Here is a 26,543-nt window from a genome sequence, read left to right as displayed (position 1 = left end):
TTTTTCATTGATTTTGGATGGATTTTGTAACTGAAGCTTATGCCATTACATATTTTCTAACATATGTTCCACAATACGGTGTGAACGCTGAGAAGATTCCACGGTAAATTCAGCAAAGTTAACATGCGCCGAACCATCCGCTTTATCTGACATCCCACGCAGGACAACAAATGGTACACGATTCATGTAACAGACCTGAGCAACTGCAGCCCCTTCCATCTCAGCACATGCACCGTCCATTTCCGTATATAACATGTTAACCGTATCTTTATTCGCAATAAATTGGTCTCCCGATAACACTTTACCGATCAGGTAATTGGCTCCCTGAGCTTTACACGCTTCTTCAGCCAATGTAATAAGCGAAGCCTCGGCAGGGAATGCAGATGTCTCTTGGTAAGGAATAACCCCGCGTGCGAACCCCAGTGGCGTTACATCCATGTCGTGCTGAATACATACAGACGATATAACCATATCTCCAATGTTCAGCTCCGGGTTAACTGCACCCGCAACACCTGTGAAGATAATACGATCAACTTGAAAACGATCAATCAAAATCTGCGTCGTAACTGCTGCATTGACTTTACCTACGCCGGATTTGCACACGACAATTTGCTTGCCCAGCCACTCGCCTGCAACGTATGTAATCCCGGTTTGTTTGACCGTCTCAAGCTGCTTCATGCCTGCCAGCAAAAGCTCGACTTCCTCATCCATCGCTCCGATAATCCCAATCGTTTCACGCATCTTCCGATACCTCCTGTTTTCACTTTTAACCTCATTCAGCACAAAAGCTCCGTCTCCGGAGCTTTCGCATATCCACTATGTAGAGAGAATGACTTCTCCCTTACTGTATATAATCCCGATTAAACTACATCTGCGTGACTTACAGACAGACGAAGAATCGTTTCATGCGGCAAAATAACCCGTGGGTTCTCCACATTTTCTTTCTTCATCAACTTGGTCAGCAAACGCATCGCTACTGCACCCAGGTCGTACATTGGCTGAGCCACTGTTGTCAACTGAGGACGCACCATGGAAGCCATACGGATGTTATCCACACTAATAATGGAGAAATCATCCGGTACTTTCAGACCTTCATCCTGAATGCTGTGAATGGCACCAATCGCCATTTCATCTGTTGCAGCAAAGATCGCCGACGGTTTCTTCTTCAGTCCGAGGAAATATTTCATCGCTTCCACACCGGATTCGTAACGATAGTTACCGATACGTACCAGATCTTCTTGGTATTCCATGCCTGCTGCTTCCAGTGCTTTCTTGTAACCTTGGAAACGGGCATATCCATTCGCCGGATCTTGCAGTGTACCACTGATCATCGCAATTTCCTTGTGTCCATGACGAATCAGGGTGTTTACCGCGTCAAACGCAGCCGCCTCATGGTCAATATCCACCGAAGGGAATGTGCCCTTCTCATCACTCGTTGCACAAAGTACGATCGGCACAGCCGCAGACTGGAACGCCTGAATGTGTTCGTCCGTTACTGTTCCACCCATGAAGAGCAGTCCGTCTACTTGCTTTTCGAGCAACGTGTTGATAACACGAATTTCTTTTTCTTTCTTCTTATCTGCATTACACAAAATAATATTGTAGTGATACATATTCGCAATATCTTCAATTCCGCGGGCAATCTCCGCGAAGGTTGAGTTCGAAATATCTGGAATAACGACCCCGACCGTGGTTGTCTTCTTGCTTGCCAGACCTCTGGCTACCGCATTCGGACGATATCCCAACCGTTCGATGGCTTCATATACTTTTTTCCGCGTTTGCGGTTTGACATTAGGGTTATTATTAACTACCCGTGATACCGTTGCCATAGACACTCCAGCTTCACGTGCCACATCATAAATGGTTACCGTCACAGTACTTCTCTCCATTACCAGTAAATTTTCATACCATTTTCATTAAGATTTATATTACGACAAATTTTTGCATTAATCAATTAAAATAGGCTTTAGGACTCACTCAAAACATTCGTAAGTGTGGTTCTAGTAATATCTGAATGGGAAGTATGCCATACAGGAATTCCCTTTTTGATCAGGATTGCCTGTGGAGATTCGTGCTTAACACCCAGCTTGTCTGCTGCTTCATTGGATACCGGGCGATCTTCCACAACATAGATGATGCCATATTTCACTTGTTCATTGGCATTGTTAAGCAAATAATCGTTCATCTCCTGATAAGCGTTCGAGCTGATCGGACAGCGCGTGCTATGCTTAAACAGAAGCAAGGGTTGATCCTCGGTAGCCTCCACTGCGGAGTTTAGCTGTTCAATACTTGTCATTTTAGTCATGTCAGCCATTAGATATACATCCCCCTTTACCAGGAATACCGCTATGTTGAGCGTTTTCACTCTTCGATATCTTAACAAAAAGTGCGCGAAAAAGCCAATTTTCATGAAAACAAGCATTTTACACGTCAAAATTAGACAGCATTTGAGAAGTACTCCTGCCACACAAATCCGGATAATTGACTTAATCTGCGCTCCGTGGTCTCAATCCACGCTGTATCACCAGACTTCGTTGCGTAACCCATAATGTCCAGCAACAGATTGATACGCTCCTCCACTGCTTGCTGCATTCGATATTCCATCTCCCGATCGGTCGCATCCGGCCAGGCCAGCAGTAGCTCATGAAACAGGTCTGCCAGTTCATTACGTTCACCAAAAGATACGTCTTGCTTCACGGGCTGTTCACCCAATGTGTTTATGCATTCTGTTAAGTCCGGCTTGACCGGCGGAAGCACTTCGTATGATACACAGTCTGTACACGCAAATACGGGTACGTTTCGAATCTCCACTTTTTTGGCGTATACCACTGTTCTTAATTCCAACTCCATTACATGTCCACATCTGCACGACTTGCGCACCACCATCACCTCATTCGTTCTATACTCTATATAAGTACCATTCGACCTATTTCGGCTCAAATCCTGCTATATACGAAAGGTTGCACAAATTACCACTCCCTCCAGATGAAGGTTGTCGAACGCAGGCAGTTACTGACTTGTAATCGCTTCCTCCAAACTGAATATGCACTTCCATGAAGTCCCTTGGAGAATCTGTTACAATTAAAGACGCAACAGATATATCACCGCAAAAAGGAGAGATGGACATGAGGTTAACCGGTAAAAAAGTCATCGCTCTGGTCGATGAAGAATTCGAGGATTTAGAATTGTGGTACCCTGTACATCGGGTTCGTGAAGAAGGTGCAGAAGTGCATCTTGCTGGTGAGAAAAAAGGAAAAACCTATATTGGCAAATACGGTGTGCCTGCTGAAGCCGAATACAGTTTCGATGAACTCGACAGTTCAGATTACGATGGTATTCTCGTGCCAGGCGGTTGGGCGCCAGACAAGCTGCGTCGTTATCCCAAAGTACTGGAGCTTGTGAAGGAAATGAATGCAGACCGGAAACCGATTGGACAGATCTGTCATGCGGGCTGGGTGCTGATTTCAGCCAAAATTCTGGACGGAGTTACAGTAACCTCTACACCAGGCATTCGGGATGACATGGAAAATGCAGGTGCGATCTGGAAAGATGAAGCGGTTCTTGTTGATGGACATATCATCTCGGCACGTCGTCCGCCTGACCTTCCACCTTATGGCAAGGCATTCTGTGATGCACTCGCTGACAAGTAAAAATAACCCCATTGTGCTCTCATGCACATTGGGGTTATTTTATATAACAAGTTTTCCAATAAATAATTATCACAAATGTAAATATATTAACTTAAAGGTATTTATATCCATTTTACCTAATCATGATGCGTTCGAACCACTTTGTTCATCTGGACTTCCCGTGGAGTCATTAAAGACTTGCAGTCGCTCCTCAATATCTCCGCTGGTCCGTAAGGCGAAGCACTTTCGCGCTTCTTCTTTGGCAGCTGATGCTGTTGTGTTCAGCACTCTGTGCTTCACACGTAACAGGGATTGTGGAGACATACTCAAGTGGCGAATGCCAAGCTCCAACCAAAGCGGAATGGCGCGTTCGTCCCCTGCCATCTCTCCGCACACACTGACATCAATTCCAGCCGTATGAGCCGCATCTGCTGTCGCACGAAGCATCCGCAGAACAGCCGGATGATAGGGGTGATACATATGAGCAATCTGCTCATTCATTCGATCTACTGCCAGTACATATTGAACCAGGTCGTTCGTACCAATACTGAAGAAATCAGCTTCCTCTGCGAGCAGATCAGCAATCATCACCGCTGCAGGAACTTCGATCATAATTCCCACCTGAATGTGAGGGTCGTATGATAATCCGCGCTCGTCCAGATCAGACATCGCCTCACGGAGAATCTCATTGGCCTGCTGAAGTTCCTCCACCGAAGAGATCATCGGGTACATGATTTTGACATTTCCAGCAGCGCTGGCACGCAGAATGGCTGTAAGCTGTGTTTTGAACAGATCCTTGCGGTCCAGACTAATCCGAATGGCACGGTACCCCAGAAACGGATTGTCTTCCTCCGGCAGTTCAAAGTAATCGAGTTGCTTGTCACCACCGATATCCAGTGTACGAATAACAACAGATTGTCCTGCTGTTTTCTCTGCCACAAGACGATACACCTCATACTGTTCTTGCTCACCCGGGAACGTAGCACGGTCCATATACAAAAACTCTGTTCGGAACAAGCCCACACCTTTGGCTCCTTGTTTCAAAGCAAGGTCCAATTCCTTCACCGAACTGATATTGGAAGCCAAGTGCAAAACGGCCCCATCTTTGGTTACGGCATCCACGGTAGCAAGGACTTGAAGTTGTTCCTTTTTCTTCAGTTGTTTGCTGCGAAGCATGGTATACCGTTCAATCGTCTTGCGATCCGGGTCCGTAAATACCAAGCCATTGTCACCATCCACCACAAGCATATCCCCTGTCTCTACCGGCATGCCAAGACTCGCTTCCAGACCGGAAACGAGAGGAATACCAAGGGCACGAGCCATAATCGCAGAATGTGATGTTTTCCCGCCAATCAAGGTCACAATGCCTAGTACATGGGTCGGATTCAGATGCGCCAGTTGAGATGGCGACAGTTCTTTGGCAACGAGCACATACGGCTGGGTATCCGAAGGAAGTGTAATCTCCGGTGCACCGAGCAAATGCTTGAGCAGACGGTTACCCACATCCTTGATGTCAATTGCCCGCTCCTTCATATACTCGTCTTCCAGCAAGTCAAACATCGTGACAAAGTGATCAATGGCTTCTTTGACCGCCACTTCTGCTGCCTTATATTGACGCTCGATAATGCCGCGAATTTCGTTCATGAATACTGGATCTTCGAGGATTGCAAGATGTGCATCAAAAATACTGGACTCCTCCGGACCAACAACTTCCTTGAACTCATTTTTGATATATTCGATCTCATCCTTAGATGTCCGTATGCCCTCATACAGCCGTTCGAACTCTTGGGCGAGATCTACCGAATCCATCTTCTGATCCGGCAGATCCCATTCCCAACTGGGCAGGACAAATGCTTTGCCGATGGCTATGCCTGCAGCTCCGTTGATGCCTTGTATCTTCATTCTACCCCTCCAACGTTCCTGTCATAGAGCACCACGGACATAACGGATGCCTGACCTTTCTTAACTTGCTTAAATGGAGCAAAACTCCATGATTTTACACGATCCGGATTCGTAATTACCATTGGTGTTGTCAGTGACGCCGCTTGCTCGCGGAGTACTGCCAGATCAAACTTGATTAACAACTGCCCTGGCTCCACCGTATCGCCCTCCTGAACAAAAGCTTCAAAATGGCCTTTCAATTGAGAGGTATCGATGCCGATATGCAGTAACACCTCAAGCCCCTCACGGGTAGAAATACCCAAGGCATGCATGGTCGGGTACAAGTGCATAATCGTTCCGTACACGGGTGAGACCAGCTCTCCCTTTTCCGGAACAAAGGCTACACCATCACCCACAAGCTTGGCTGCAAAGATCTGATCCGGCACCTCTTCAATTGGGAGCATTTTGCCCTGAACGGGGGCACAGAACAGAACCTGTTGCAGATCTCTTTCCAGCAGCTTCGCGATTTCTTCCCGAATCAATTCCGAGTAGGTCCCGAATACCACCTGTACGTTACCGCCACCCAACTTGATCAGCCCAGCGGACCCCATACTCTTCATGGCACCCGTGTCGATCAGGCGGTCATCATGCACAGTCAGGCGAAGACGTGTAATACATGCTTCAACCTGTACAATGTTACTCTTCCCACCCAATGCTTCGAGGATTAAAGGTGCTTGATAAGGAATGTTACCTACCCAATCTTCCAGCATGGAGCCCTCTTCACGTCCTGGTGTTGGAATCTTGAACGTACGAATCGCCCATCGGAACAGGAAGTAGTAAACCAGCCCATATAGTATGCCAATCGGAATGAGCTTCCAAGCATTCTCCGATAGATGGAAATTGAGTATGTAATCAATAATACCTGCGGAGTAAGAAAATCCATGCCGGATATCAAGCCAGTAACTAATCCACATGGCAACGCCGGACATCACTGCATGCACGATGAACAGATAAGGTGCCGCGAACAAAAAAGCAAACTCAATCTGTTCCGATACCCCGGTTAGAAAACAAACGAGTGCCGATGTCAGAAAAGTTTTCTTGATTTTTGGTTTCAGATCTTCCCTGGCTTCCTGAATAATAGCAAAGGCTATTGCCGGAATGGCAAACATCATGATGGGAAACAAACCCGCCATAAAGAATCCTGCCGTTGGATCACCTGCAAAAAATCGGGGCAAATCCCCTTGCACAATGTTACCATCAGGCGTTTCAAACGTCCCTAACTGGAACCAAAACACATTGTTAAGCAGGTGATGAAGCCCGAAAGCCACCAGCACCCTGTATAACACCCCGTAAATGAACAGTCCAAAACCCCCGAGACTGTATTCCCAAGTAGCAATGCCGTTCAATCCATGCTGTAGGATCGGAGCGAGCCATAACATAAAACAGGAGAACAATGCCGAACAGAGTCCGACGATGAGCAAAACAAACCTTGAACCTCCAAAAAATTGTAAAATTTCAGGCAGTTTAATGCTTTTAAACCGATTATGCATCCCACCGGCAAGCGCGCCGAGTATGATTCCGATTAAGGAAGCGGGCTGAACGGTGCCATCCCCGAAGTTCCGAGTCACCTGATCATATATCACGATACCAGCCAGAGCAGCAAGTCCCGCTTGTCCGGCCTGGTTGGAGAGTCCCAGTGCTACACCGACAGCGAACAAATACGGTAAGAAATAAAAAATACCGTGTCCGGCCACGGTAGACACTTCACCGACAATATCCAATCCCCAGGCGTCCCAAGGCAGACTGCCAACACTGAGCAAAATTGCGGCTGCGGGCAGGACCATTGTAGGCAGCATTACCGCTCGTCCGAGCTGCTGCAAGGATCCGAGCCAATTCATGGCGACCTCTCCTTTCTATCCTAGATGGTAAGCTTTACGCAACGTTTTGTCAAAGCAAAACAGTAACCAATTGGTAATTATAACGGCAAAAATAGAGCAGAAAAAATCCCGTCAACTTCAAGTTAACGGGATTCATCCTATAATCATTCAATTGGTTCAGATCAGGAGATCATTCGATCACAGGTGAACGAGCCTCTCAGCCGCGTCCAGCGCCGCGCAGAACGATGGAATCCTCTACCTTGATACAACGATTCGTTACCGCTGTCATGCCATTCTCTGCAGCAATCTGGACCGCTTCATCACTATGGATGCCAAGCTGCAGCCACAGCACATTGGCTTTGATGGCAGCGGCGTCACGAGCGACATCCGCGCAAAACTCTTCGCGACGAAACACATTGACAATGTCTACCGGCTCTGGAATATCCGCGAGTGTGGCATATACCGTCTCGCCAAGGATTTCACCTTGCACCTGTGGATTAACCGGGATGATGCGATAACCTCTGCTCTGCATGGCTTCTGCCACCATATAGGAAGTGCGATCTGATTTGTCTGATAAGCCGACGACTGCGATGTTGCCTGCCTTGCGCAAAAGTTGTCCAATTTCTTCACGAGTAGGGTTGTTAAATTCCATGTTCAAGCACCATCCTTTTCTGATTAAAGTGCGTGTTCAAAAGACTGATTTTCAGTTATTTACTCTTTTACCCATTGAACCGAGGCGCCAAGCGCCTGCAAATGATCGAAATATTGCGGATAAGACTTGGCTACATGGTGTGCATCCCGAATACGAAGCGGCTCCTTGGAACGCAGACCAACAACAGTGAGCGCCATAATTACGCGATGATCGTAGTGAGCGTTAATCTCAACGCCGCCTTCAACGCCTTCTGGACGTCCGTGTACGATAATCTCAGCTTGACGCTCTTCAACGTTCGCTCCTGCCTTCCGCAGTTCGTTCAAGTAATCGGTGATTCGGTCACATTCCTTGTAACGCAGGTTCTCTACATTATAGAACCGTGACGTTCCTTCCGCAAACACAGCTGCGGCTACCATAGCCAAAACGGCGTCCGTCGCGGCATCCCCGTCGAATTCGATCGCTTTCAGTCTGCCATTACCTTGAACGTGTACAACATCGTTCTCATGTGTCAATGGCACTTCCATCATGCGCAGCACGTCAACGATGGCACGTTCACCCTGTTTGCTCTGCTCCATCAGGCGCAGAATTTTCACATCAGACTGTGTAACCGCTGCTGCGGCAAGAACGGCTGCCGAGCCCGGGTAGTCCCCTTGAACCGTGTAGGTCGTTGGCTGGTAAGCCTGTCCACCTGGTACACGGAAGGACATGTAATCATCACTTGCATGGATAACGATGCCTGCCTGCTCCAGCACTTCCAGGGTCTGTCCGATAACAACCTTGGACTTCAGGTCATTCAGCACTTCGATGGTGCTGTCTTCTGCAAGCAACGGCGTAACAAACAACAATGCACTCAGATATTGGGAGCTGACGGAGCCGGATACACGAATGTGTCCACCCTTGGCATTGCCACCCTTGATTGTAATCGGCAGGCGTCCTTGTTCGTGTTGTACATCTACACCCAATTGGCCAAGCGCATCGATCAGGTCATCATGAGGGCGTTTGCCTAGCGAATCAGGGTACGTGTTCACAAATGTAACGTCAGGGCAGAGCGCTGTAACGCCCATCAGGAAACGAAGTACAGCACCCGCATTCCCGACATTCAATTCACGTACATCACGGGGATGACTGCCAAATCCCTGGATCACAATCTTGCTGTCGTCTTCTTCAAGTACTGCCCCCAGATCGCGAATACATCTGCGCATCGCGTCACTGTCTTCACTGTGTGCCGGGAAATGAATGGTACTTGTGCCTTCTGCCAGCGCAGCAGCAAGCAAATAGCGAGTCGTGTAGTTTTTGGAGGACAGAGCCCCGATTTCCCCGTTCAGAGTGGGGGTTGGTTTAACAATAACGTCCATGGATGAAATTCTCCTTCATTGATTATATTGTGGCCAAATTGACATTCCGTGCATCGCTTGGGTATCATTATAGCGTTAAGTCCATACAGAAAAGAGGACCTGAATATGACACAAATAGCTGAAATTGAAACGTCTGAGCTGCGCCGCCGTTTACAGGCGGGAGAGAAGCTGCAGATGATAGACGTCCGCGAGGACGATGAAGTCGCGCAAGGCATGATCGAAGGAGCCAAGCATATTCCGCTTGGACAGATTCCGGACCGACTGTCTGAGATTGAGAAATCAGGCGAGATCGTGATCATCTGTCGTAGCGGTTACCGCAGTGAGCGTGCCTGTGAATATCTGCAGCAACTGGGATATGAAGGCTGTACAAACATGGTCGGCGGTATGCTTCAGTGGCAACAGGAAGACTAGAGAAACTAGGAGAGAAGCGAAGTCATTTGTAGCCTTATGACTTCTGCTCTGCTCCACTTCTAGAAACGGGCCTATATGGCCCGTTTTGTTATATCTGCCACCACCTATCAACCATCAAACTTCGATGATAACAAGCTTAGACGCGGTAATGCGCTAAAATTAAACGAGTCACTTCAGCAGCGGATAACTCCGTTGTATCCACCGTATAATGTGCGAACCGATATGCGTCTTTCCGTTCTTCCATAATTGCCTGAATGCGTTCCTCTGCATTGCCTGCGAGGAGTGGACGATTGTCACAGCCACTAACACGCTCTACAATCACTGCCGGATCAGCAGTCAAGGCAACAACCCATCCATTTTTCAACATCACGTCACAATTATCCGAACGCAGCACTACGCCACCTCCGGTCGCTATGACCTGTGACTTCTTCTCCAGCATCGAGCACAACATGCGGCTCTCGGCATCACGGAAATACGTCTCTCCCTTGCCAGTGAACAATTCTGGAATCGTACAGCCTTCCTCTTTTTCCACCGCGGCGTCTACATCAATCAATCGATAACCAAGCTCGCGTGCAAGCATGTCAGCGACGGTTGATTTGCCGGTTCCCATCATACCAATGAGAATAATATTGTTAGACTTGCTCAAGGTGTACACTCCTTTAATTCAAGCAATTCGTGAGCACTTTTGTCCTATCATAACACAGCCCTGCGGACTGGGAAAGACCATCTCCTTACCGACTTCCTTTCGACCATCCGCAAGTACTTCCAAGACAGATCAAGTAACTCCCGGCATCTAAGCCTACGTTAGATCACCTTAAGCAGTTTTGAGCCCACATACGTCTCAATCAGTAACCATCCCAGGAAACTAACGAACTCCAATGAACTTATTTACGTAAAATAGGCGCAGTTAAACTTCTAACGAATCTCAGTAAGCTTATTTCAAAAAATCACCGTCAAAACAGCGAAATCTCGCTGCGAATTATTGAAATAGTGCCTTCTGAGTTCGTTAAAAAATTGAACCGGCTCATTTTGCCAAAATAGAGTGTCTCCTGTTCATTAGGTCTAGAATCAGCTACATATCGTCTCCATCAACACTATTACTTATAACAAAGTAAAAAAAGAGGCCCAGCGTTAACCGGCAATCACCGGAACGCCAAACCTCTTTTGAGCCCCTTAGCAGGCTAAAGCTCCTGCTTAAGGGCACTTTGGCCAAATCTAATAGCCTTGTAGTATATGTGGTACTACTCCATCCAGTTGTGGTGGAAGCTGCCTTCTTTGTCCACACGTTTGAACGTGTGAGCACCGAAGTAGTCACGTTGAGCTTGCAGCAAGTTTGCTGGCAAACGCTCTGTACGGTAGCTGTCGTAGTAAGAAAGAGCGCTGGAGAAGCCAGGTACCGGAACACCTTGTTTTACAGCAGCCGCTACGACTTCACGCCATGCGCCTTGATAAGACTCAACGATGTTTTGGAAGTAAGGATCCAAGAGCAAGTTTTTCAGAGCTGCGTCTTTATCATAAGCTTCCTTGATGTTTTGCAGGAACTGCGAACGGATGATGCAGCCGCCACGGAAGATCATGGCAATGTTGCCGTATTTCAGATCCCAGCCATACTCGTCGGAAGCTGCACGCATTTGTGCAAATCCTTGTGCGTAGGATACGATTTTACTTGCAAAGAGGGCTTTACGCACGCTCTCGATGAACGCTTTTTTGTCGCCGGAGAACGCTTCAGTCGCTGGTCCATTCAGGATTTTGCTAGCTGCTACACGCTCGTCCTTCATGGCAGACAGGAAACGGGAGAATACGGATTCTGTAATCATGGACAATGGTACGCCGAGATCCAGCGCACTTTGGCTTGTCCATTTACCTGTTCCTTTTTGTCCAGCCGCGTCCAGAATAACGTCAACCATTGGTTTGCCCGTTTCCGGATCGTATTTGGAGAAGATATCTGCAGTGATTTCGATCAGGTAGCTGTCCAGCTCCCCTTGATTCCATTCCGTAAAGATCGCATGAAGCTCTTCAACAGAAACGTTTAAAACGGATTTGAGCAAGTGGTACGCTTCACCAATCAACTGCATGTCTCCGTACTCGATACCGTTATGCACCATTTTAACATAGTGTCCGGCACCATCAGGTCCAATATATGTACAACATGGATCGTCACCGACTTTGGCCGAGATCGCCGTCAGGATCGGTTCAACCAGTTTATAAGCACTTTCCTGTCCACCAGGCATGATGGACGGGCCTTTCAGTGCGCCTTCTTCACCACCGGATACACCTGTACCGATGAAGCGAATGCCTTTGTCTTCCAACTCTTTGCTGCGACGTTGCGTGTCAGGGAAGTATGCGTTCCCTCCATCAATGATGATGTCGCCCTCATCCAGGTGAGGAAGCAGTTGTTCAATGGTAGCGTCGGTCGCTTTGCCGGCTTGTACCATGATCAAAATTTTGCGCGGGGATTCCAGGGATGCTACGAACTCTTCAATGGAGAATGAGCCTGTCAGGTTTTTACCTTCAGCTTCTTTCAGAAGATCATTGGTTTTCTCCGGGGAACGGTTATATACCGATACTGAGAAACCTTTGCTTTCAATGTTAAGGGCCAAATTTTTGCCCATGACAGCCAGGCCAATTACGCCAATTTGTTGTTTTGTCATCTGGTCCTCCATCCTTTGCTCCAATTAATTTTATTGAAATAAATTCTCAACAATACTCCTATTTTAACGGTTTTATGTATAGAAGTGAACCCCGTGACACCGTTACGCAACGATAAAACACCCCAATCTGCTGAGGTGTTCATCGTATTTTCATAAATAGAACCGTGAAGGCAATACATCATGCCAAAGTAATCCAATATTGTATTGTACAATGTTATAATTATATCCAATGAAGTTCGAACAAAAAGGAGGATTGTACATAATGGCGTTAGAGCAGCTCTCAAAAGAGGAACGGATTTCCCTGGATATTCGAAGAACATTTCTTCTGGGGGCGTATATGAATGAATGGGGGGTGCCAGAGCTCAGGATCGTTCTTTCGAAGCCAGACAGAAACATTCATGTAGAAATCTATTATTTTCCGGCCACAATTCAATCTGGCATCGCAAGATTCGTGACGGTAGGGTTGTCTCAGGCAACGCGGCCCTCAGGAGAGCTTGTAGCTGCTGAATGGATGCTTGCGCTGCAACCGGATCTTGGCGGTGAAGAGGTGGAGCGTGTCAACACGTACCTGGTCGATCTGATCTCCCATCACATCGAAAATGTGCCGGATTCGACGGTTCCCCGTGTGATGGAATCAAGCGAATTAGCACCAGCCCGATGGAATGCGAATGCCTTTCTCATTGATGAATTGCGGGGAGAAAAAGAATCCCTCGAACAGATTCATGTGGGTCATGAAACGATAGCATTACTGTGGGCAGTACCCATCACTTCTTTTGAAGCCAACCTGTTGCTCACCAAAGGATTGGATGAATTTGATGCCTGGATTGAAAGCTCGCAATATTCCATCATCAACCCCTGTCGTCCGTGATGCCCGTTAGGCACAAAAATAGAGCCCTGGCTTGCGCCGGGGCTTTGGTATAGATGACTTTCAAAAGAAATATTCATCAACCTTCCAGCATTAACAGATGTCCAGACAACTGTTTCAATGCTTCGCGGCAGGCATTTGCCTTTTCCGTATTATTCAGTTGAACAGCCGTATACAGGCGCTCCAGTTCATCGTCCACTTCCATGCGCAACAACATGAGCCTTTCCTCGCCTTCACGCGAGAGGAACATTTCTTCCATCTCTTCCGCCGTCGGCGCAGGTTCCTTTTGAAAAATGACACGCTGTTTGAATCCGGAAACTTCCACGAGCCGAATGACTTCACCGAATAAAATATTCTCCACGGTCATCTGCTGATCCTTGAACCGCTTCACAACCGCATGCCCGCGTGTATCTCCAATCAGCTTCTCCAGCCACTCTGCAAGTTTTGCATCCTTAATGATATAATCTCCAGTCATCTTGTAGTTCCCCGTGCGTGTCTGTTGAAAGCGGAGCTTTACCAGCTTGCGGCCGGTCCGGACTGACAGGATAAAAAAGGATTCGTCCTCGCTCCAATATAGTGAATATCCCTCACGAATAAGGTCTCTGATCAAATTTTGGATATGCCGACGGTTGAACCGCAGCTCCAGATTGCAATATTCAACTTCATAACTCTTATTCACGGCACTCCCTCCATCTGTACCGGATCAACTCCGGCCCTCGTCTTCAATCGCTTCTACTCAATCGGCTTACCCTATTTTATACTTCATTTTATGTAAGGGTACTTGGTTATTTGACTATTTTTCACCGAAAGGACCGCAGGATTGCAGCTTTCCGCAGACGCACAGGGGCAAGCCCCCGATTATCGTGATATAATGGACGCGAAAAAGGGAGCTCCACAACCAAGACGGTTGGTGGAACTCCCTTTTCTTTTGCTTATTTGGCCGGAGCGGTGCGAAACGGATTGCGGGATAACACAAAGTGCACAACGGCAAGTCCTGCCATGACGATGGCACTGCCAATGAATGGGGCCGGATGGCTAACGTGGTCCCACAGCAACCCGGAAACAATAGGGCCTACAACCATGCCAGATCCCTGCAATGTAAGGAAGAATCCCCAGATTGCTCCCCGCTCCCCTTTGGGAATCAGAGTGGCTACAAAAGCATTCCAGGCGGGCAAAATCATGGCATAACTGATCCCCACCAGCATGACAACACCAAACACCACCGGAATGGATGTTATGGAGGAGAATGCGAACAGACTCGCCGCCGCCATCAAAAAACCAACGTTCAGGAACGGTTTCGTGCCAAACCTGTCTACCATTTTACCAACAGGCAGTAAGGCAATAACGGTTATTCCACCACCCGCAATCAGCAACAAACTGTAAAGGTTCGGTGAGATGTGCAGGTCTGTGCGTGTATATAGCGTGATGACTGGACTGAGCAGCCCGATGACAAACGACTGCATAAACAAGGCAGGATACACCAGTGGATTAACATTAAGCGTGCTGCGTACCCGTTGCAGTGTGCCCTTCACACTCTTTTGCAGCCGGATGAACGGTGTGAGCAGATTCGGTTTGGCTGGATATTTCGCATCGCTATTCTTCGCCGCTTGCTCGGCATGCTCGCCTTCAACAATGACACGTCCGGGAAGAATCATGGCCACCAGAATAACGAGAATGGCACAACCCATCAGCACGAGGAATATAGTTCGATAATCATGATGCGTGCGCTCCAGCAGCCAGTTCATGCCTATTGGTCCAAGTCCCGTTCCGCCGAGAGCAGCCATCTCCAGCGCCCCCATTGCTGTACCATTTTTGTTCTGTGGGCCAGACATCGCCGTCACCCCTGTCATGGCGCAAGGCCAAAGTGGTGACGTACCAATGCCAAGAATGAGACAGGCCATGGCCAGGCCAAAGGCACTTTTGAGAAAAAGGATCATAATAACAGCGATTAAGGTACAGATTAGTGCTGTAACCATCGTTGCGCGGAACCCGATCCGTTCTGCTGCCCAGCCGGAAGGCGCCCGGAACAGATTATCTCCCAGATATTGAAGAGCAAATGCCACACCAATGACGCCTGCGGACAGACCCAGTATATTGTCCATATAGACGGGCAAAACAGCTACCAACAAGGCCCCTTTGATAATTTCAACTAGAAAAAGTGTCAGCCACATCGCGATAAAAAATGGTGATCGCAAAATTTTGGCTGGTTTTGTATCGGTTTGCATTCTTTTTCCCCTTTCGCCGTTCAATTGCCTATTCCCTATCCTTAGTGTAACCGTGGGGAATGTGTCCAAATCTCGGCAATTCAAAAAATTGTCGATTATACTGTTGCATTCGGTTCTTAATTTGCTATACTCATCTTTGTTTACCAATTTTATTAGGAAGGGTTGTGACAGCACTGATGAATCACCACCGTACGCCGCTGTTTACCGCTTTAAAAAATCATGCGGCACTCAATCCGGTACAGTTTCATATTCCGGGCCATAAAAAAGGATTGGGAGCGGATACCGAATTCCGTGAATTTATTGGCGATAATGCCTTCTCCATAGATTTGATTAACATCGCACCGTTGGATGACCTGCATCAGCCAACCGGTGTCATTCAGGAAGCACAAATTTTGGCAGCAGATGCCTTCGGAGCCGATTATACCTATTTTAGTGTACAAGGCACAAGCAGTGCCATTATGACCATGATTCTGTCTGTATGTTCACCGGGTGACAAAATTATTGTGCCCCGTAATGTGCATAAATCAGTTTTGTCCGCCATTATTTTCTCAGGCGCCAAACCCGTATTTGTTTCTCCTTCACAAGATGCCAATCTGGGCATTGACCACGGAGTGACTACACAGTCTATCCGTCGCGCACTTGAGCGTCATCCAGATGCCAAGGCATTGCTTGTAATTAACCCGACCTATTACGGCGTGGTTACCGATCTAAAAGAGATTGTTGAGCTTGCACACAGCTATCAAGTCCCTGTCCTCGTTGATGAAGCACACGGTGTACTCATTCATTTCCATGAGGATCTGCCGTTGTCTGCGATGGCAGCAGGTGCCGATATGGCTGCAACCAGTGTTCACAAGCTTGGTGGCTCCATGACACAGAGTTCCGTACTCAACTTGAATACAAAGAATGGGTTCGTGAATCCACAGCGTGTACAGACGATTCTGAGTCTGCTCACCTCAACATCAACTTCATACATTTTGCTTGCTTCACTCGATACGTCAAGACGTAACCTGGCACTCCACGGTCGTGAAATTGCACAGAAGGCCATTGAACTAGCTGAGTTTGCCAGACGTTCGATTAATGATATGGATGGCCTGTATTGCTTCGGTAGAGAGTTGCTGGGTACAGAAGCAACCTTCAACTATGATCCAACCAAAGTAACGATCCATGTTCGCCATCTGGGCATTACAGGGTATGAGACAGAGAACTGGCTGCGTGAACATTACAACATCGAGGTCGAACTTAGTGATATGTACAATATTCTGTGTCTCATCACGCCAGGAGATACGGATGACAGTGTGGATATCTTGCTGAACGCTTTGCAGGATCTCTCCCGTACCTATTATCAAGTGAACCCGGCCCATGAACTGGTCGTAAAAGTTCCGGACATTCCACAGTTGATGCTGACTCCACGTGATGCATTCTACGGTGATACCGAAGTGATTCCGTTTAAGGAATCCGCAGGACGTATTATCTCGGAATTCATCTATGTCTATCCGCCAGGAATTCCGATCCTGTTACCGGGTGAGGTTATCACCCAGGAAAACATCGACTACATCATCGATCATGTCGAAGTTGGATTACCCGTCAAAGGACCCGAAGATCGCAGCGTAACCAACGTTAAAGTGATCGTGGAAGCCGATGCCATTTTCTAAAACAACCCCATTTGCGCTGTAAATGGGATGAACTTAAAGGACCAAGCCTTAAGCTTGGTCCTTTTTTATTTTATGGGACAAGCGAGTTTGCATTTTCCCGTCTATTTCGTCGTTCAAATCGGTGGTGTAAATGCTCGTATACCTCTTAAAAAACAAACAAAAGGCCCCCTGAGATCAAGGAGCCTTCATGTTATGTTCCAAAAGAATGACTATTCTTGTGATGCAACGAGTTCGTTGTAAGCCGCTTCAACGCGGTTCCACTCTTCTTCGTCTTCAATATTGTAGAGCACCATTTCCTCGTCTTCTTCTTCCATACGCAGGATGATGCCGTCAGCTTCAGGATTATTACGTTCCAGCAGGAGCGCATAAACATGCTTCTCCACGTCAAACGTCTCCACCAAAACCATCTCCACGTCTTGGCCGTTCTCGTCTGTTAATGTGAGAAGGACTTCTTCATGCTCGTGGTCGTGGTCGTGGTCTTGCCCGCATCCGCAGCCATCGCCGTGTTCATGTGTGTGATCGCTCATTGAAATACCTCGCTTTATAAATAGAAATTGTGTAACCTTGCATATCGTAACATGTTCAATGACCCAGGTCAATTTAACTCACAGGGTAATTTTCGCTTCAATCGTTCAGCGCTGTAATGATTTTCTCCGCTACCAGGACGTAGCTGCTGTTTGCATTTTCTTTAATATGAAAGCCGACCTGATACTTGCCGGCACGACTGAAATCGTACGTAAAATCGTATGTGCGGAACCAGAAGTTATCCTTCTGTGTCGTAAGCTCCTGTGACTGGATATCCTTCACCTGACCGCTTGGATTGGTAATTGTTACTTTCACCGCAGCTACATCTGCTGTCAGACTGTCCACTTGAGAAAATACATTGAATTTCAGCTTACCTACGTTAACGTTGCCAAATACAGTGTCTCCCTTGAAGAGAAAAATATGTACATTCGGTTTGATCACCGTTACTCTCTTGTTACTGCTGTCCCATTTGACGACGCCTCCGGCTTCCCTCACAGGTACATAGGTCGTTCCATCAATGAGATAACCTCCATCAGCTGCTTCCTTGCCGTTAATGAGAACACGAATCTTCTCGTTCACCGAATCTGCAAACAATAAAGACCCGCCGAGCAAGGAGAATACCGTGACACAAAGCAATATTCGTTTCCATTTCATCCCGTCAATATTCCCTCCCCTGCTGCTAGCTGTTGTACATTTATACTGCAGATTCATCCACAAAGTTGCGCTGTTTTTCATCATTTTTCATTTTTTATCCAGAATTTTTTCCACCCCTTGGAATGCACAAAAAGAGGCGATCCTCATTAAAGGATGCCCCTGATCTATAATTGTTATATACACGGGATTATACGAAGAGTTATGAAGAAGTATGCCGGGTCAATATACAAGGAACGCCCTTGCCTAAAGCCCCTTCAATTCTCATACGTGCAGCATAATCCATGCCTCGTGTACATGGTGTCTTACATCTCTCACATACATCCGAAGTGACCAACTTCATGGATACACGTATTTTATCACTCTTTAATGCGGGAGCTTTCTTTCCTTTTGCCTTTGCCATCCCGGATTCCCCATTTCCCCAAGTGCTTACTGATGTAATGCATCATATGGGGATTCGCCCGGTTGTGTGTCTATTTAGAAAACGTATTTAAATAATAAAAATATGACAAGGAGGATACCTCCAAGAATGAGCCAGTTGCTGATTTCATACCAAATGCTCTTGCCTCCGGACAGGTATTTCTGTTCATTCTCCTGATGACGCTGACGGTGGGTATCGGTCTCAGAGCCATGGGGCGGTTTGCTAAAATCCATCATAAGTACATTCCCCTTTCAGCAGTTTTGTATAATCTTAATACCATTATAACCCATAATTGAGTATTAAATTGATTTTTCTGTATAAAAAGGGCTGTTTTATACAAATGGTTCTATTGGATAGCAGTTAATTCTTCTTCTGTGACCCATTTGTGATTCTTAATCAAATCTCCCCCTGTTGTCGGGGTATAATCAACCATATATACCGTTGTCTCTTCAGCAGAATCAATTGTGGCCTTCACACCCTTCATCCCTTTCATGTGATCAGCGCTCAACACTACCTCAGAACCTGCCGCATACGGTTGTTCCTTATGGTCCTGTATTTCCTCATGGATAACCCATTTATGATTTTGCACGGGATCTCCGCCTGTTGTTGGTGTATACGTAACTGCATATACCGTAGTTTCATATGCTCCAACGATCTTTGCTTTTGCACCCTTCATGCCTGACATGTGGTCGGCACTCATCAGCGCCTGGCTTCCTACTGGGAAGGTGGGATTGTTTTTTTCCCGCAGTCCTTCCGGTAGCTCTCCCGATTCAGAATGGTGCATCTCACCTGCGGTAGCTGTATGACTGTCATCGTTGCTTTCAATAGTTTGCCGAGTCTCCTTGCCACAACCACTCAAAATCAAACTGCCTGTAATCAATATAGTCGATAGGGTCAGTAAATATTTTTTCATGGTTTGCACTCCTTTAATTCTATTTGTATCATTCATTATACCCCCTATAGGTATATTGTAATCATTATTATTGCTTTTTCTGGGCAAAGCACATCTTACAATGGAGCAAAATAATACAAAAAAACCTCCGATTTCTCGGAGGCTTCTTATAACAACAAATAGTTTCAATGATTACGCCAATTCCACGTTAACATTCACGTTCCCTTTGATTCCTTTGGAATATGGGCAGTAGTCATGGGCAAGTTTCACAAATTTCTGTGCTGTTTCCTCATCCAGACCGAGAATCTTAACTTCCAAATCGACTTGAAGCTTCACACCGTTGTCCTCAGAGTCCGTCACCAACATTACAGTAGCAGCTACTGTACTTCTTTCAATTTCAACTTTGTGTTTCTTCAATTGAAACTCCAGTGCGGAGTTAAAACAAGCACTATACCCTGCTGCAAACAACTGCTCCGGATTGGTAGCTGTCGTCACTTGTCCTCCGAGTTCAGGTGGTGCAGCAACATCCAACATAAACACGTTATCTGGGGATTGTACGATTCCTTGACGTCCGCCTGTATTAATGACTGTTGTTTCATATAATGTTTTCATTTGTGAAAACTCCTTTAGTTAATTAGATTTATTTTGACTACATTTCGATCTCTTTTGTATCACCAACAATTACATTGTACACAATTAAATTGTGTATGTAAATAGCTAATATAAAAAAATAATATAGTTTAATGCTGCGTTTAAATGAATAGCGATGAGGAGGATTATAATGTAGTTATCGGTAGAGGAAATGTATCCTTCCTTAACTTTCATCCATCGGATAACCTAAATCGAACCGTTAAGGAGGAATAACACGTTTGGAGAATAATTCATTTCTAACCCCGGACAAGCCCAAACATACAGTCAGAGCACTTTCTGAGGTGTTGGCTGTATCAACCAAACTTGGCCTGACTTCATTTGGAGGACCAATCGCTCATCTTGGTTACTTTCATGAAGAATATGTTCGCCGTAGAAAGTGGATGAATGAACGAAGCTATGCAGATTTAGTTGCGCTATGTCAATTTTTGCCCGGGCCTGCCAGCAGTCAAGTCGGGATTGGAATTGGCATCATCCGCGGCGGTTTGCTGGGGGGACTGATGGCTTGGCTTGGTTTCACACTTCCTTCTGTCATTGCGTTAGTTTTGTTTGCTTTCCTTATGCAAGGATTTGATATCAGCAGTACTGGCTGGATTCACGGTCTGAAAATTGTTGCTGTAGCTATTGTCGCTCAGGCGATATTGGGTATGGGGCAGAAACTAACTCCTGATCGTTACAGGGCAACCATCGCTATCTTTACTGCAGCGGCGACTCTTGTGTGGCCAACTGCGTTCACCCCAATCCTTTTTATTGTTATTGCAGGCATGATAGGTATGATCTATTTTAGAAAAATGACAGGGATTAATACAGTAGACTTGTCTGTCCCTGTGAGTCGTAAGTTGGCAATCATTTGTTTGGCTACGTTCTTTGGAATCCTGGTTCTTCTCCCGTTACTCACACCCTTTGATCGTTCGGGGTGGCTGTTATTCTTTGATAGCTTCTACCGTTCAGGCTCACTTGTATTTGGTGGAGGGCATGTTGTACTTCCGTTACTGGAACGTGAATTCGTCCCTGCAGGTCTGATGAACAAATCCGACTTTTTGGCGGGATATGGAGCAGCACAAGCTGTACCTGGACCATTGTTCACCTTTGCCAGTTATTTAGGTGCGATGATGCGTGGGGTTCCAGGTACTTTGGTTGCAACGATTGCTATCTTTTTGCCAGCGTTCCTTCTGACCGTAGGAGCATTGCCCTTCTGGAATTCTTTATGTAAAAGTTCAAAAATTCAAGGAGCATTAATCGGAATTAATGCAGCCGTTGTAGGTATTTTGTTGGCATCGTTGTACGATCCGCTTTGGACAACTGCGATCCTAACTCCTGTTGATTTTGCACTGGTATGTATGTTGTTTCTAATGCTCGTTTTTTGGAAAGTACCACCGTGGATCGTTGTCGCTGCTGGTGCAGCAGGCGGTACAATCATGAACCTTCTCTAAATAAAAAAGGTACCCAAACACTGCACTTCTTTTTCAAAGTGTCCGTGCTTAGGTACCAAATCACTGCACGTATGTCTTTTTACCGATCCATGCAGATTATCTATTTATTCTCTTCGGCATTCCAATTCAAATCATGCACCTAGTTCATCTTCAGACATCTCTCCAGTTTAATTAGTTACTCCAGATATCCACTTTCATCTGTGCACATTTGAAATACTTGGCCTCTGCCTTGCTTGTAGTCAGTTTCAAAAGACATTGCAGTTCTCCATGTTGGAACAACCCACCGCTAAGGTCAGCAGCAACACCACCATACTGATCATCCGCACCAAGCCATACGGACGGTCTCTCGAGTCCAGCTGAGAACTGTAATCCGGTACAGAGTAGCACAGTGAGATTCTTACGGTTCTGTGCTTCATCTCCTGCTACGCCATGTGTAGTGAAGAACACCATGTTTTGATTAAAATCCGTGTACGTTCCATCTGCTTTATAGGCACGGACCATACCATACTTCTGATTTACGTTTTGAAAAAAAGTGATTCCGGCCTTGCTATCCTTCGATTTAATGCCAACCTGAACTGAGATTCCAATGTTCCCGTTTAATTGTAGCGCTTCCAAAGTGATTGCAATTGCTGTTACTTTCGAGCTGTCAATCAGATGTTTCATTTTCAACTCTGCCGTGGCTCCTGCCGTTGTCGGTGTTGTAACGGTTATGGTTCCTCTGTCGGGCAAAGGCTCAAACGTAGGGGTGCCCACCACCTCCACCCAATCCGGTAACGTTCCGTAAAGAAAATCGGCCACAAGCTGTTTGTGGACCTTTCCAAAGGGCACGATCTGACCCGCTGCATCACGTATAACCATCTCTACACCCCCACCGAATAGGCTACACCGATATTATGATCGGTATTGTAATACACGTACACTACACCGTCCATAACGGACACCATCAAGGATTGCATGTTGGTCGTCTCCCAAGTCAATGCCGGAAAATATATATCTGTAGGTTTGTCCAGCAGTTGACGAAAGTCTGCGCTGATCTTGGCAATGGCAGGTCGAGCTACTGTCGTAACCCCACCGGAAGCATAAGCCGATAACATGCCCAGCCACCACATGCTCCCTTTGTACATAAATACACCAGCATTGGATCTCGAAATGTTTTCTCCCGCTGTTAAAGTGGCATCATTACCACCCATTAATGGTCTTGGATCAGCTAACCAGCTACGTCCGTCATGTGAATGCCAGATACATTTACGACCAAAGTCACCGCCGCCCATCACTGAGAAACCGATCCATTTGCCGCCATTTCTGAAACACGAGAAGTAACCAGTATGACCATCACCTGGGAACCCGGGAGGTTTGTCCAAAATCAAACCCACTCTTGTCCAGTTAATCATGTCTACAGAGGTCGCAAGTGCCGTTGATTGATTGATCCCCAGTCCGTTTTGTTGATAATACATAAAGAACAATTGTTCTTCATCGTTCCAGATCACAAATGGAGTTTCCGTTGAATTCCCAACCACAGTATCGAGATACACCTGTCCGTGTTTGGTCCATGGTCCTGTCGGGCTGTTCGAATAGGCTAGTCCAATTCCTCCGATGTGATTATGGTTGGTAGAATACGTAGCATAATAATCTGCTTTTGCATCAGGGATAAGCCCCTTTACCTTGATCGCCCGAAACCAATAGATCGATTGAAGACCCGCCATTGCAGCGGTATACATAGGATTGTCCATTTTTTTATCAAATTGAGGTGTGTACATCCGTCTGGTTTCTGCATCGCAATAATCATAAGGCGAAGTGACACTGTTGGCTGCATTAGCAGTCTGTTCTGCCTGGATATTTTTTCCAACCATTGACATGTTACACAACCTCCTTAACATGCAGGGTGACAATGTCCAATGGAGAGAAGTATACTAATTCCGATGTGCCCTTTAGTAGATTTGAGAGATCAACAACATTACCCATATTCGCAGCCGGCCCCTGAATAAAACGAATGATAGAGCGAATGCCTGCATTATATGAATACGCTTTCATTTTGTTCATTCCTTTGCTTTTCTTACCGTTGTGATCAGTGACTGTCTCTTTCCATGGCATGCCCGGATAATGTTGATCCTTCATATTAATCCCTCCTATTGTTTTCTCCCGATAAGTATATTCATGAAGTTGCCTTTGTGTTAAAGCATTATGCCCATCTTACAGCCTATTATTCTCAGTCTGGTTTTCATATAACTAACCGTTTGCTTATGTTAAACATGACTAAACAGAAAACAGGCTAACCAATACGAATTGGCTAACCTGTTTAAACGAAGAAACTGCAAAACCAATTACTTATTACTCCGCAAAAAATGAAGATATGGGATTCGCTATTTTTTTATTGGATTTCTCTTTGCCTTGGTTATCCAATACATAGTACTGGTAAAGGTCGTTAGTGAATCCGATAGACTCCTGTATTTTCAGCTTAAAAGCTTCAAATGCCGCATCACTCAGATGATCCTCATTCCAGAAATAGTGAAGCATCAATCGATTCTGGTTATAGGGATGTTTGATAACATATGCACCCGCGGCGAGAGGTTGATTCATGGTATTTTTCCAAGGAAAACCCGTCTGTTTCGTCCGATCAATAATGTTAAATTTTAAAGCCTGCACCAATCCGTTTGACTTGGCACTGCCAATGACAATAAGATTGCTGTTGCCAATCTCTTTTTTCATCTTTTGCTTCAGTTCCTTGCGATCCCGTATAATGTCGTATCTCATACCGGTCATATCAAGGAATCCGGTCAACTGATTAACCATATCTTCCTGTTGTTTAGTTGCAAGCTTACTCACCTGATCGCTGAGCACAATGGTTAATTCCTCGCCTTGAAGGACTTTGTCCATCAATCGATTCATCACTTCATAAGGCAGATTAGGGATCATGCCCATGACAGCCTGATACTGTTGTTGTAACATGTCATGTACATAGGCGGCGGTCTCTTCCTGTGATAATTGGTATTCCGGCTTTAAGACAAAGTTAGGCTGATATAGGGCCATCTGCATTTCTGAACGTACTTCCTTACTAAGCACATCTTCAATGGTATGAAGCAGCCCCTCTACCGTTGCATTCTGGTACACGTAGCGTTTGAAATATGTCTTCATCAACTCGTCAAATTTCTCTTCACCGACGGAACGGTAAAGCTGATAGATCGCTTGTCTTCCCTTCTGATAATATACCAAACCTGCCAAATCCCCAGCTTCATCGTTTGTTGACGCAATCGCCATATCTACGGGCGCAGTATCAAACTGTATGGATCTGAACCCATTTAACTTGTCTCCCTGTTTCTCGGCAAAATACACCATGGAGAAATCAGCAAAGCCTTCATCCAGGAAGGATTCTGTCTCCGAGTTATTACCGATCAATGCATGGAACCACTGATGCGCTATTTCATGAACAAATGTTGTGTCTTCTTCTGGAATAGCACCATTTTGAATCTGTCCCATCTGGATGAGCCTCGCATACTCCACGGCAACGCCTTGTACATAAGTCTCGACAATTCGGAACTCTGGATAAGGATACTTGCCATATTTCTCACTATAAAAATCAATGACCTTGAATGCCTGATTAATGTACCGGTCAACTATCTTTTTCTTGGATGGATCATCGTTGTAATAATAGTATTCCACCGTCAGACCGTTACGGGTAGCGCGTTCCACTTGAAGATTAGGACTTGCAAAGAAAACAAACTCCCTCGTATTCTCGGCTACAGCAGATACAATCTTACGTCCATGTTCTGTACTGTCTTGAGTGGTGATCGTGCCTGGCATGGCTACCTGGTACTCATCAGGAACATTTAATTGAACTTCAAAGTCCGATGAGGTGTAATAATCGCTCTCAAATGTTCGACTATACGGTGCCTTGTTCCATTGATGTTTAACCTCGTCGTATACAGACATCACCGGGAACCAGTGCGCACCATTGATCATGTCCATGTAGTAGGAAACTCGCTGTGAGCCATAGGGTATATTCAACTGAAACTCCAGTTGGAATGATACCGATTCGCCTGGTTGAACGGGCTCTTTCAACTGCACGGTCAACGCTTGGTTTTCCTTATGGAAATCCAGCGATTGACTATCTGCTGTTACAGCCTGAATATCGATGCCACCCAGAAAGTCCTCCGCTGTCTTCTCCGGGTGATCTTCACTAATCTTTTCATTATGCTGTTGGTACATGCTCGCCTGTGTAGACTTGGAGAGGTTTGCATCAGCATATGTATGAAGGACCAGCTGCTGGAGGGTATCCTTGCTTGTGTTGTGATACGTTACCTTCTCGCTCCCCTGGATCGTCATGTCCTTCTCATTCAGCCGAGCCTGGATCTGGTATTGAATCGGGGTCTGCTCTAGAGAATCTTTCTGTGTGTTATGTATCTTCGTAGATACAGGTGCTGGGTCTGCTTCCGCGGTAACAACCCTCATGTTCGCAAGTGGGCTTGCTGCCAGTATTAAAGCCAGTGTACCCGCGATCCCTACTCTGGCTAACTTTGATGTAAATGGTTTTGAATAATTCATAGTTCTCTCCTTCTCCTGTTCTATATTGACCTCAGAACCAAGTATAGAAGACGAACCTTACGCTGAATTTATGTTTTATTTAAGTTTTGTTTAAAAAGAGGAAGAGAGAGAGACTGTACCATTAAATTTTTTATCAACAAAAACCACCTACACATATTATTGGAGGTAGCCATATTATTATATAAAAAAAACAACTCCTCTTGAGATATAATTCTCAAAAGAAGTTGCCTTTAATT

General features: G+C 46.0%; 26 protein-coding genes. 5 read left to right on the top strand and 21 right to left on the bottom strand.

Annotated elements, in window-relative coordinates:
- Nucleotides 1–45 precede the first annotated feature (45 nt).
- The 4 genes from MHI14_RS10035 to MHI14_RS10020 form a co-directional block, all read right to left on the bottom strand.
- Nucleotides 46–741, bottom strand: coding sequence for a 5'-methylthioadenosine/adenosylhomocysteine nucleosidase (locus tag MHI14_RS10035; RefSeq protein WP_341130249.1), 696 nt, complete (start codon nucleotides 739–741; stop codon nucleotides 46–48).
- A 119-nt stretch (nucleotides 742–860) separates the two neighbouring features.
- The gene (ccpA, locus tag MHI14_RS10030) at nucleotides 861–1,874 is read right to left on the bottom strand and encodes a catabolite control protein A (RefSeq protein WP_062835383.1); all 1,014 of its coding nucleotides are present in this window, start codon (nucleotides 1,872–1,874) and stop codon (nucleotides 861–863) included.
- A gap of 92 nt (nucleotides 1,875–1,966) precedes the next feature.
- Nucleotides 1,967–2,314, bottom strand: a complete 348-nt coding sequence (gene ytxJ, locus MHI14_RS10025; protein WP_091028599.1) for a bacillithiol system redox-active protein YtxJ — start codon at nucleotides 2,312–2,314, stop codon at nucleotides 1,967–1,969.
- Nucleotides 2,315–2,436: 122 nt separating this feature from the next.
- Nucleotides 2,437–2,850 (bottom strand): hypothetical protein, encoded by a 414-nt coding sequence (locus tag MHI14_RS10020; protein WP_091014249.1) that lies wholly within the window; start codon nucleotides 2,848–2,850, stop codon nucleotides 2,437–2,439.
- 275 nt (nucleotides 2,851–3,125) lie between these two features.
- On the opposite strand from MHI14_RS10020, the gene MHI14_RS10015 reads away from it, so the two are divergent.
- Nucleotides 3,126–3,650 (top strand): type 1 glutamine amidotransferase domain-containing protein, encoded by a 525-nt coding sequence (locus MHI14_RS10015; protein WP_341130248.1) that lies wholly within the window; start codon nucleotides 3,126–3,128, stop codon nucleotides 3,648–3,650.
- 120 nt (nucleotides 3,651–3,770) lie between these two features.
- Here the strand turns inward: MHI14_RS10015 and ptsP are convergent, their stop codons facing one another.
- The 4 genes from ptsP to aroA all read right to left on the bottom strand — a co-directional run bounded on the left by ptsP (nucleotide 3,771) and on the right by aroA (nucleotide 9,394).
- The gene (ptsP, locus tag MHI14_RS10010) at nucleotides 3,771–5,531 is read right to left on the bottom strand and encodes a phosphoenolpyruvate--protein phosphotransferase (RefSeq protein ID WP_036614699.1); all 1,761 of its coding nucleotides are present in this window, start codon (nucleotides 5,529–5,531) and stop codon (nucleotides 3,771–3,773) included.
- Complete coding sequence (locus MHI14_RS10005; RefSeq protein ID WP_036674872.1) at nucleotides 5,528–7,408, bottom strand: glucose PTS transporter subunit IIA; 1,881 nt, start codon at nucleotides 7,406–7,408, stop codon at nucleotides 5,528–5,530. Before MHI14_RS10005 ends, ptsP begins: the two co-directional genes overlap by 4 nt.
- A 196-nt stretch (nucleotides 7,409–7,604) precedes the next feature.
- A complete protein-coding gene (locus tag MHI14_RS10000) occupies nucleotides 7,605–8,039 on the bottom strand; it encodes a CoA-binding protein (RefSeq protein WP_017687409.1) in 435 nt (144 codons plus the stop codon).
- Between the two features lie 59 nt (nucleotides 8,040–8,098).
- Entirely contained in the window at nucleotides 8,099–9,394 is a 1,296-nt protein-coding gene (gene aroA / locus MHI14_RS09995; RefSeq protein ID WP_047843705.1) for a 3-phosphoshikimate 1-carboxyvinyltransferase, read from the bottom strand.
- A 105-nt stretch (nucleotides 9,395–9,499) separates the two neighbouring features.
- Here aroA and MHI14_RS09990 point away from each other — a divergent pair, with 105 nt between their 5' ends.
- Entirely contained in the window at nucleotides 9,500–9,805 is a 306-nt protein-coding gene (locus tag MHI14_RS09990) for a rhodanese-like domain-containing protein (RefSeq protein ID WP_017687407.1), read from the top strand.
- 136 nt (nucleotides 9,806–9,941) lie between these two features.
- Here the strand turns inward: MHI14_RS09990 and MHI14_RS09985 are convergent, their stop codons facing one another.
- Both MHI14_RS09985 and gndA read right to left on the bottom strand, forming a co-directional pair.
- A complete protein-coding gene (locus tag MHI14_RS09985; protein WP_223868845.1) occupies nucleotides 9,942–10,451 on the bottom strand; it encodes a shikimate kinase in 510 nt (169 codons plus the stop codon).
- 595 nt (nucleotides 10,452–11,046) lie between these two features.
- Entirely contained in the window at nucleotides 11,047–12,456 is a 1,410-nt protein-coding gene (gene gndA, locus MHI14_RS09980) for an NADP-dependent phosphogluconate dehydrogenase (RefSeq protein ID WP_091014235.1), read from the bottom strand.
- A 262-nt stretch (nucleotides 12,457–12,718) separates the two neighbouring features.
- Between gndA and MHI14_RS09975 the strand changes: the two genes are divergently transcribed.
- The gene (locus MHI14_RS09975) at nucleotides 12,719–13,324 is read left to right on the top strand and encodes a suppressor of fused domain protein (RefSeq protein WP_341130247.1); all 606 of its coding nucleotides are present in this window, start codon (nucleotides 12,719–12,721) and stop codon (nucleotides 13,322–13,324) included.
- 76 nt (nucleotides 13,325–13,400) lie between these two features.
- On the opposite strand, the gene MHI14_RS09970 is transcribed toward MHI14_RS09975, so the two are convergent.
- Nucleotides 13,401–14,000, bottom strand: coding sequence for a hypothetical protein (locus MHI14_RS09970; RefSeq protein WP_091028595.1), 600 nt, complete (start codon nucleotides 13,998–14,000; stop codon nucleotides 13,401–13,403).
- Between the two features lie 253 nt (nucleotides 14,001–14,253).
- Complete coding sequence (locus MHI14_RS09965) at nucleotides 14,254–15,546, bottom strand: MFS transporter (RefSeq protein WP_091028592.1); 1,293 nt, start codon at nucleotides 15,544–15,546, stop codon at nucleotides 14,254–14,256.
- A 176-nt stretch (nucleotides 15,547–15,722) separates the two neighbouring features.
- Here MHI14_RS09965 and MHI14_RS09960 point away from each other — a divergent pair, with 176 nt between their 5' ends.
- A complete protein-coding gene (locus tag MHI14_RS09960) occupies nucleotides 15,723–17,198 on the top strand; it encodes an aminotransferase class I/II-fold pyridoxal phosphate-dependent enzyme (RefSeq protein ID WP_047844430.1) in 1,476 nt (491 codons plus the stop codon).
- A gap of 209 nt (nucleotides 17,199–17,407) precedes the next feature.
- Here the strand turns inward: MHI14_RS09960 and MHI14_RS09955 are convergent, their stop codons facing one another.
- The 5 genes from MHI14_RS09955 to MHI14_RS09935 form a co-directional block, all read right to left on the bottom strand.
- On the bottom strand, nucleotides 17,408–17,725 hold the full coding sequence (locus MHI14_RS09955) for a DUF1292 domain-containing protein (RefSeq protein WP_036614722.1): 318 nt from the start codon (nucleotides 17,723–17,725) through the stop codon (nucleotides 17,408–17,410).
- 97 nt (nucleotides 17,726–17,822) lie between these two features.
- Nucleotides 17,823–18,377, bottom strand: coding sequence for a copper amine oxidase (locus MHI14_RS09950; protein WP_036614723.1), 555 nt, complete (start codon nucleotides 18,375–18,377; stop codon nucleotides 17,823–17,825).
- 474 nt (nucleotides 18,378–18,851) lie between these two features.
- Nucleotides 18,852–19,031, bottom strand: coding sequence for a hypothetical protein (locus MHI14_RS09945; protein ID WP_017687398.1), 180 nt, complete (start codon nucleotides 19,029–19,031; stop codon nucleotides 18,852–18,854).
- Nucleotides 19,032–19,141: 110 nt separating this feature from the next.
- Nucleotides 19,142–19,708: a YdhK family protein gene (locus tag MHI14_RS09940; protein WP_091034810.1), complete on the bottom strand. Its 567-nt coding sequence runs from the start codon at nucleotides 19,706–19,708 to the stop codon at nucleotides 19,142–19,144.
- Between the two features lie 171 nt (nucleotides 19,709–19,879).
- Complete coding sequence (locus MHI14_RS09935; protein WP_017687397.1) at nucleotides 19,880–20,299, bottom strand: organic hydroperoxide resistance protein; 420 nt, start codon at nucleotides 20,297–20,299, stop codon at nucleotides 19,880–19,882.
- A gap of 257 nt (nucleotides 20,300–20,556) precedes the next feature.
- Between MHI14_RS09935 and MHI14_RS09930 the strand changes: the two genes are divergently transcribed.
- Nucleotides 20,557–21,768: a chromate transporter gene (locus MHI14_RS09930; RefSeq protein ID WP_091028588.1), complete on the top strand. Its 1,212-nt coding sequence runs from the start codon at nucleotides 20,557–20,559 to the stop codon at nucleotides 21,766–21,768.
- A gap of 171 nt (nucleotides 21,769–21,939) precedes the next feature.
- On the opposite strand, the gene MHI14_RS09925 is transcribed toward MHI14_RS09930, so the two are convergent.
- The 4 genes from MHI14_RS09925 to MHI14_RS09910 all read right to left on the bottom strand — a co-directional run bounded on the left by MHI14_RS09925 (nucleotide 21,940) and on the right by MHI14_RS09910 (nucleotide 26,307).
- Nucleotides 21,940–22,626, bottom strand: a complete 687-nt coding sequence (locus MHI14_RS09925; RefSeq protein ID WP_091028587.1) for a hypothetical protein — start codon at nucleotides 22,624–22,626, stop codon at nucleotides 21,940–21,942.
- A gap of 2 nt (nucleotides 22,627–22,628) precedes the next feature.
- Nucleotides 22,629–23,624 (bottom strand): hypothetical protein, encoded by a 996-nt coding sequence (locus tag MHI14_RS09920; RefSeq protein ID WP_341130246.1) that lies wholly within the window; start codon nucleotides 23,622–23,624, stop codon nucleotides 22,629–22,631.
- Nucleotide 23,625: 1 nt separating this feature from the next.
- Nucleotides 23,626–23,883 (bottom strand): hypothetical protein, encoded by a 258-nt coding sequence (locus MHI14_RS09915; protein WP_133385504.1) that lies wholly within the window; start codon nucleotides 23,881–23,883, stop codon nucleotides 23,626–23,628.
- A gap of 213 nt (nucleotides 23,884–24,096) precedes the next feature.
- Nucleotides 24,097–26,307 (bottom strand): M1 family metallopeptidase, encoded by a 2,211-nt coding sequence (locus MHI14_RS09910; RefSeq protein ID WP_133385505.1) that lies wholly within the window; start codon nucleotides 26,305–26,307, stop codon nucleotides 24,097–24,099.
- Nucleotides 26,308–26,543: the final 236 nt, after the last annotated feature.

It is taken from the genome of Paenibacillus sp. FSL K6-2393, assembly GCF_038002545.1.
In the GTDB taxonomy this organism is placed as follows: Bacteria; Bacillota; Bacilli; order Paenibacillales; family Paenibacillaceae; genus Paenibacillus.
Note: the sequence above shows the minus strand (reverse complement) of the source record. Positions and strands in the feature narration are given on the sequence as shown.

Excerpts from the sequence above, each read along its gene's own strand:
- MHI14_RS10020 (WP_091014249.1), bottom strand. The coding sequence starts at position 2,850 with ATGGAGTTGGAATTAAGAACAGTGGTATACGCCAAAAAAGTGGAGATT.
- MHI14_RS09915 (WP_133385504.1), bottom strand. The coding sequence starts at position 23,883 with ATGAAGGATCAACATTATCCGGGCATGCCATGGAAAGAGACAGTCACT.
- MHI14_RS10000 (WP_017687409.1), bottom strand. The coding sequence starts at position 8,039 with ATGGAATTTAACAACCCTACTCGTGAAGAAATTGGACAACTTTTGCGC.
- MHI14_RS09945 (WP_017687398.1), bottom strand. The coding sequence starts at position 19,031 with ATGATGGATTTTAGCAAACCGCCCCATGGCTCTGAGACCGATACCCAC.
- MHI14_RS09965 (WP_091028592.1), bottom strand. The coding sequence starts at position 15,546 with ATGCAAACCGATACAAAACCAGCCAAAATTTTGCGATCACCATTTTTT.
- ytxJ (WP_091028599.1), bottom strand. The coding sequence starts at position 2,314 with ATGGCTGACATGACTAAAATGACAAGTATTGAACAGCTAAACTCCGCA.
- MHI14_RS09990 (WP_017687407.1), top strand. The coding sequence starts at position 9,500 with ATGACACAAATAGCTGAAATTGAAACGTCTGAGCTGCGCCGCCGTTTA.
- ptsP (WP_036614699.1), bottom strand. The coding sequence starts at position 5,531 with ATGAAGATACAAGGCATCAACGGAGCTGCAGGCATAGCCATCGGCAAA.
- MHI14_RS09975 (WP_341130247.1), top strand. The coding sequence starts at position 12,719 with ATGGCGTTAGAGCAGCTCTCAAAAGAGGAACGGATTTCCCTGGATATT.
- MHI14_RS09950 (WP_036614723.1), bottom strand. The coding sequence starts at position 18,377 with ATGAAATGGAAACGAATATTGCTTTGTGTCACGGTATTCTCCTTGCTC.
- MHI14_RS10015 (WP_341130248.1), top strand. The coding sequence starts at position 3,126 with ATGAGGTTAACCGGTAAAAAAGTCATCGCTCTGGTCGATGAAGAATTC.
- MHI14_RS10005 (WP_036674872.1), bottom strand. The coding sequence starts at position 7,408 with ATGAATTGGCTCGGATCCTTGCAGCAGCTCGGACGAGCGGTAATGCTG.
- MHI14_RS09910 (WP_133385505.1), bottom strand. The coding sequence starts at position 26,307 with ATGAATTATTCAAAACCATTTACATCAAAGTTAGCCAGAGTAGGGATC.
- gndA (WP_091014235.1), bottom strand. The coding sequence starts at position 12,456 with ATGACAAAACAACAAATTGGCGTAATTGGCCTGGCTGTCATGGGCAAA.
- MHI14_RS09925 (WP_091028587.1), bottom strand. The coding sequence starts at position 22,626 with ATGGTTATACGTGATGCAGCGGGTCAGATCGTGCCCTTTGGAAAGGTC.
- MHI14_RS09955 (WP_036614722.1), bottom strand. The coding sequence starts at position 17,725 with ATGAGCGATCACACACATGAACACGGCGATGGCTGCGGATGCGGGCAA.
- MHI14_RS09920 (WP_341130246.1), bottom strand. The coding sequence starts at position 23,624 with ATGTCAATGGTTGGAAAAAATATCCAGGCAGAACAGACTGCTAATGCA.
- MHI14_RS09935 (WP_017687397.1), bottom strand. The coding sequence starts at position 20,299 with ATGAAAACATTATATGAAACAACAGTCATTAATACAGGCGGACGTCAA.
- MHI14_RS09960 (WP_047844430.1), top strand. The coding sequence starts at position 15,723 with ATGAATCACCACCGTACGCCGCTGTTTACCGCTTTAAAAAATCATGCG.
- aroA (WP_047843705.1), bottom strand. The coding sequence starts at position 9,394 with ATGGACGTTATTGTTAAACCAACCCCCACTCTGAACGGGGAAATCGGG.
- MHI14_RS09940 (WP_091034810.1), bottom strand. The coding sequence starts at position 19,708 with ATGAAAAAATATTTACTGACCCTATCGACTATATTGATTACAGGCAGT.
- MHI14_RS10035 (WP_341130249.1), bottom strand. The coding sequence starts at position 741 with ATGCGTGAAACGATTGGGATTATCGGAGCGATGGATGAGGAAGTCGAG.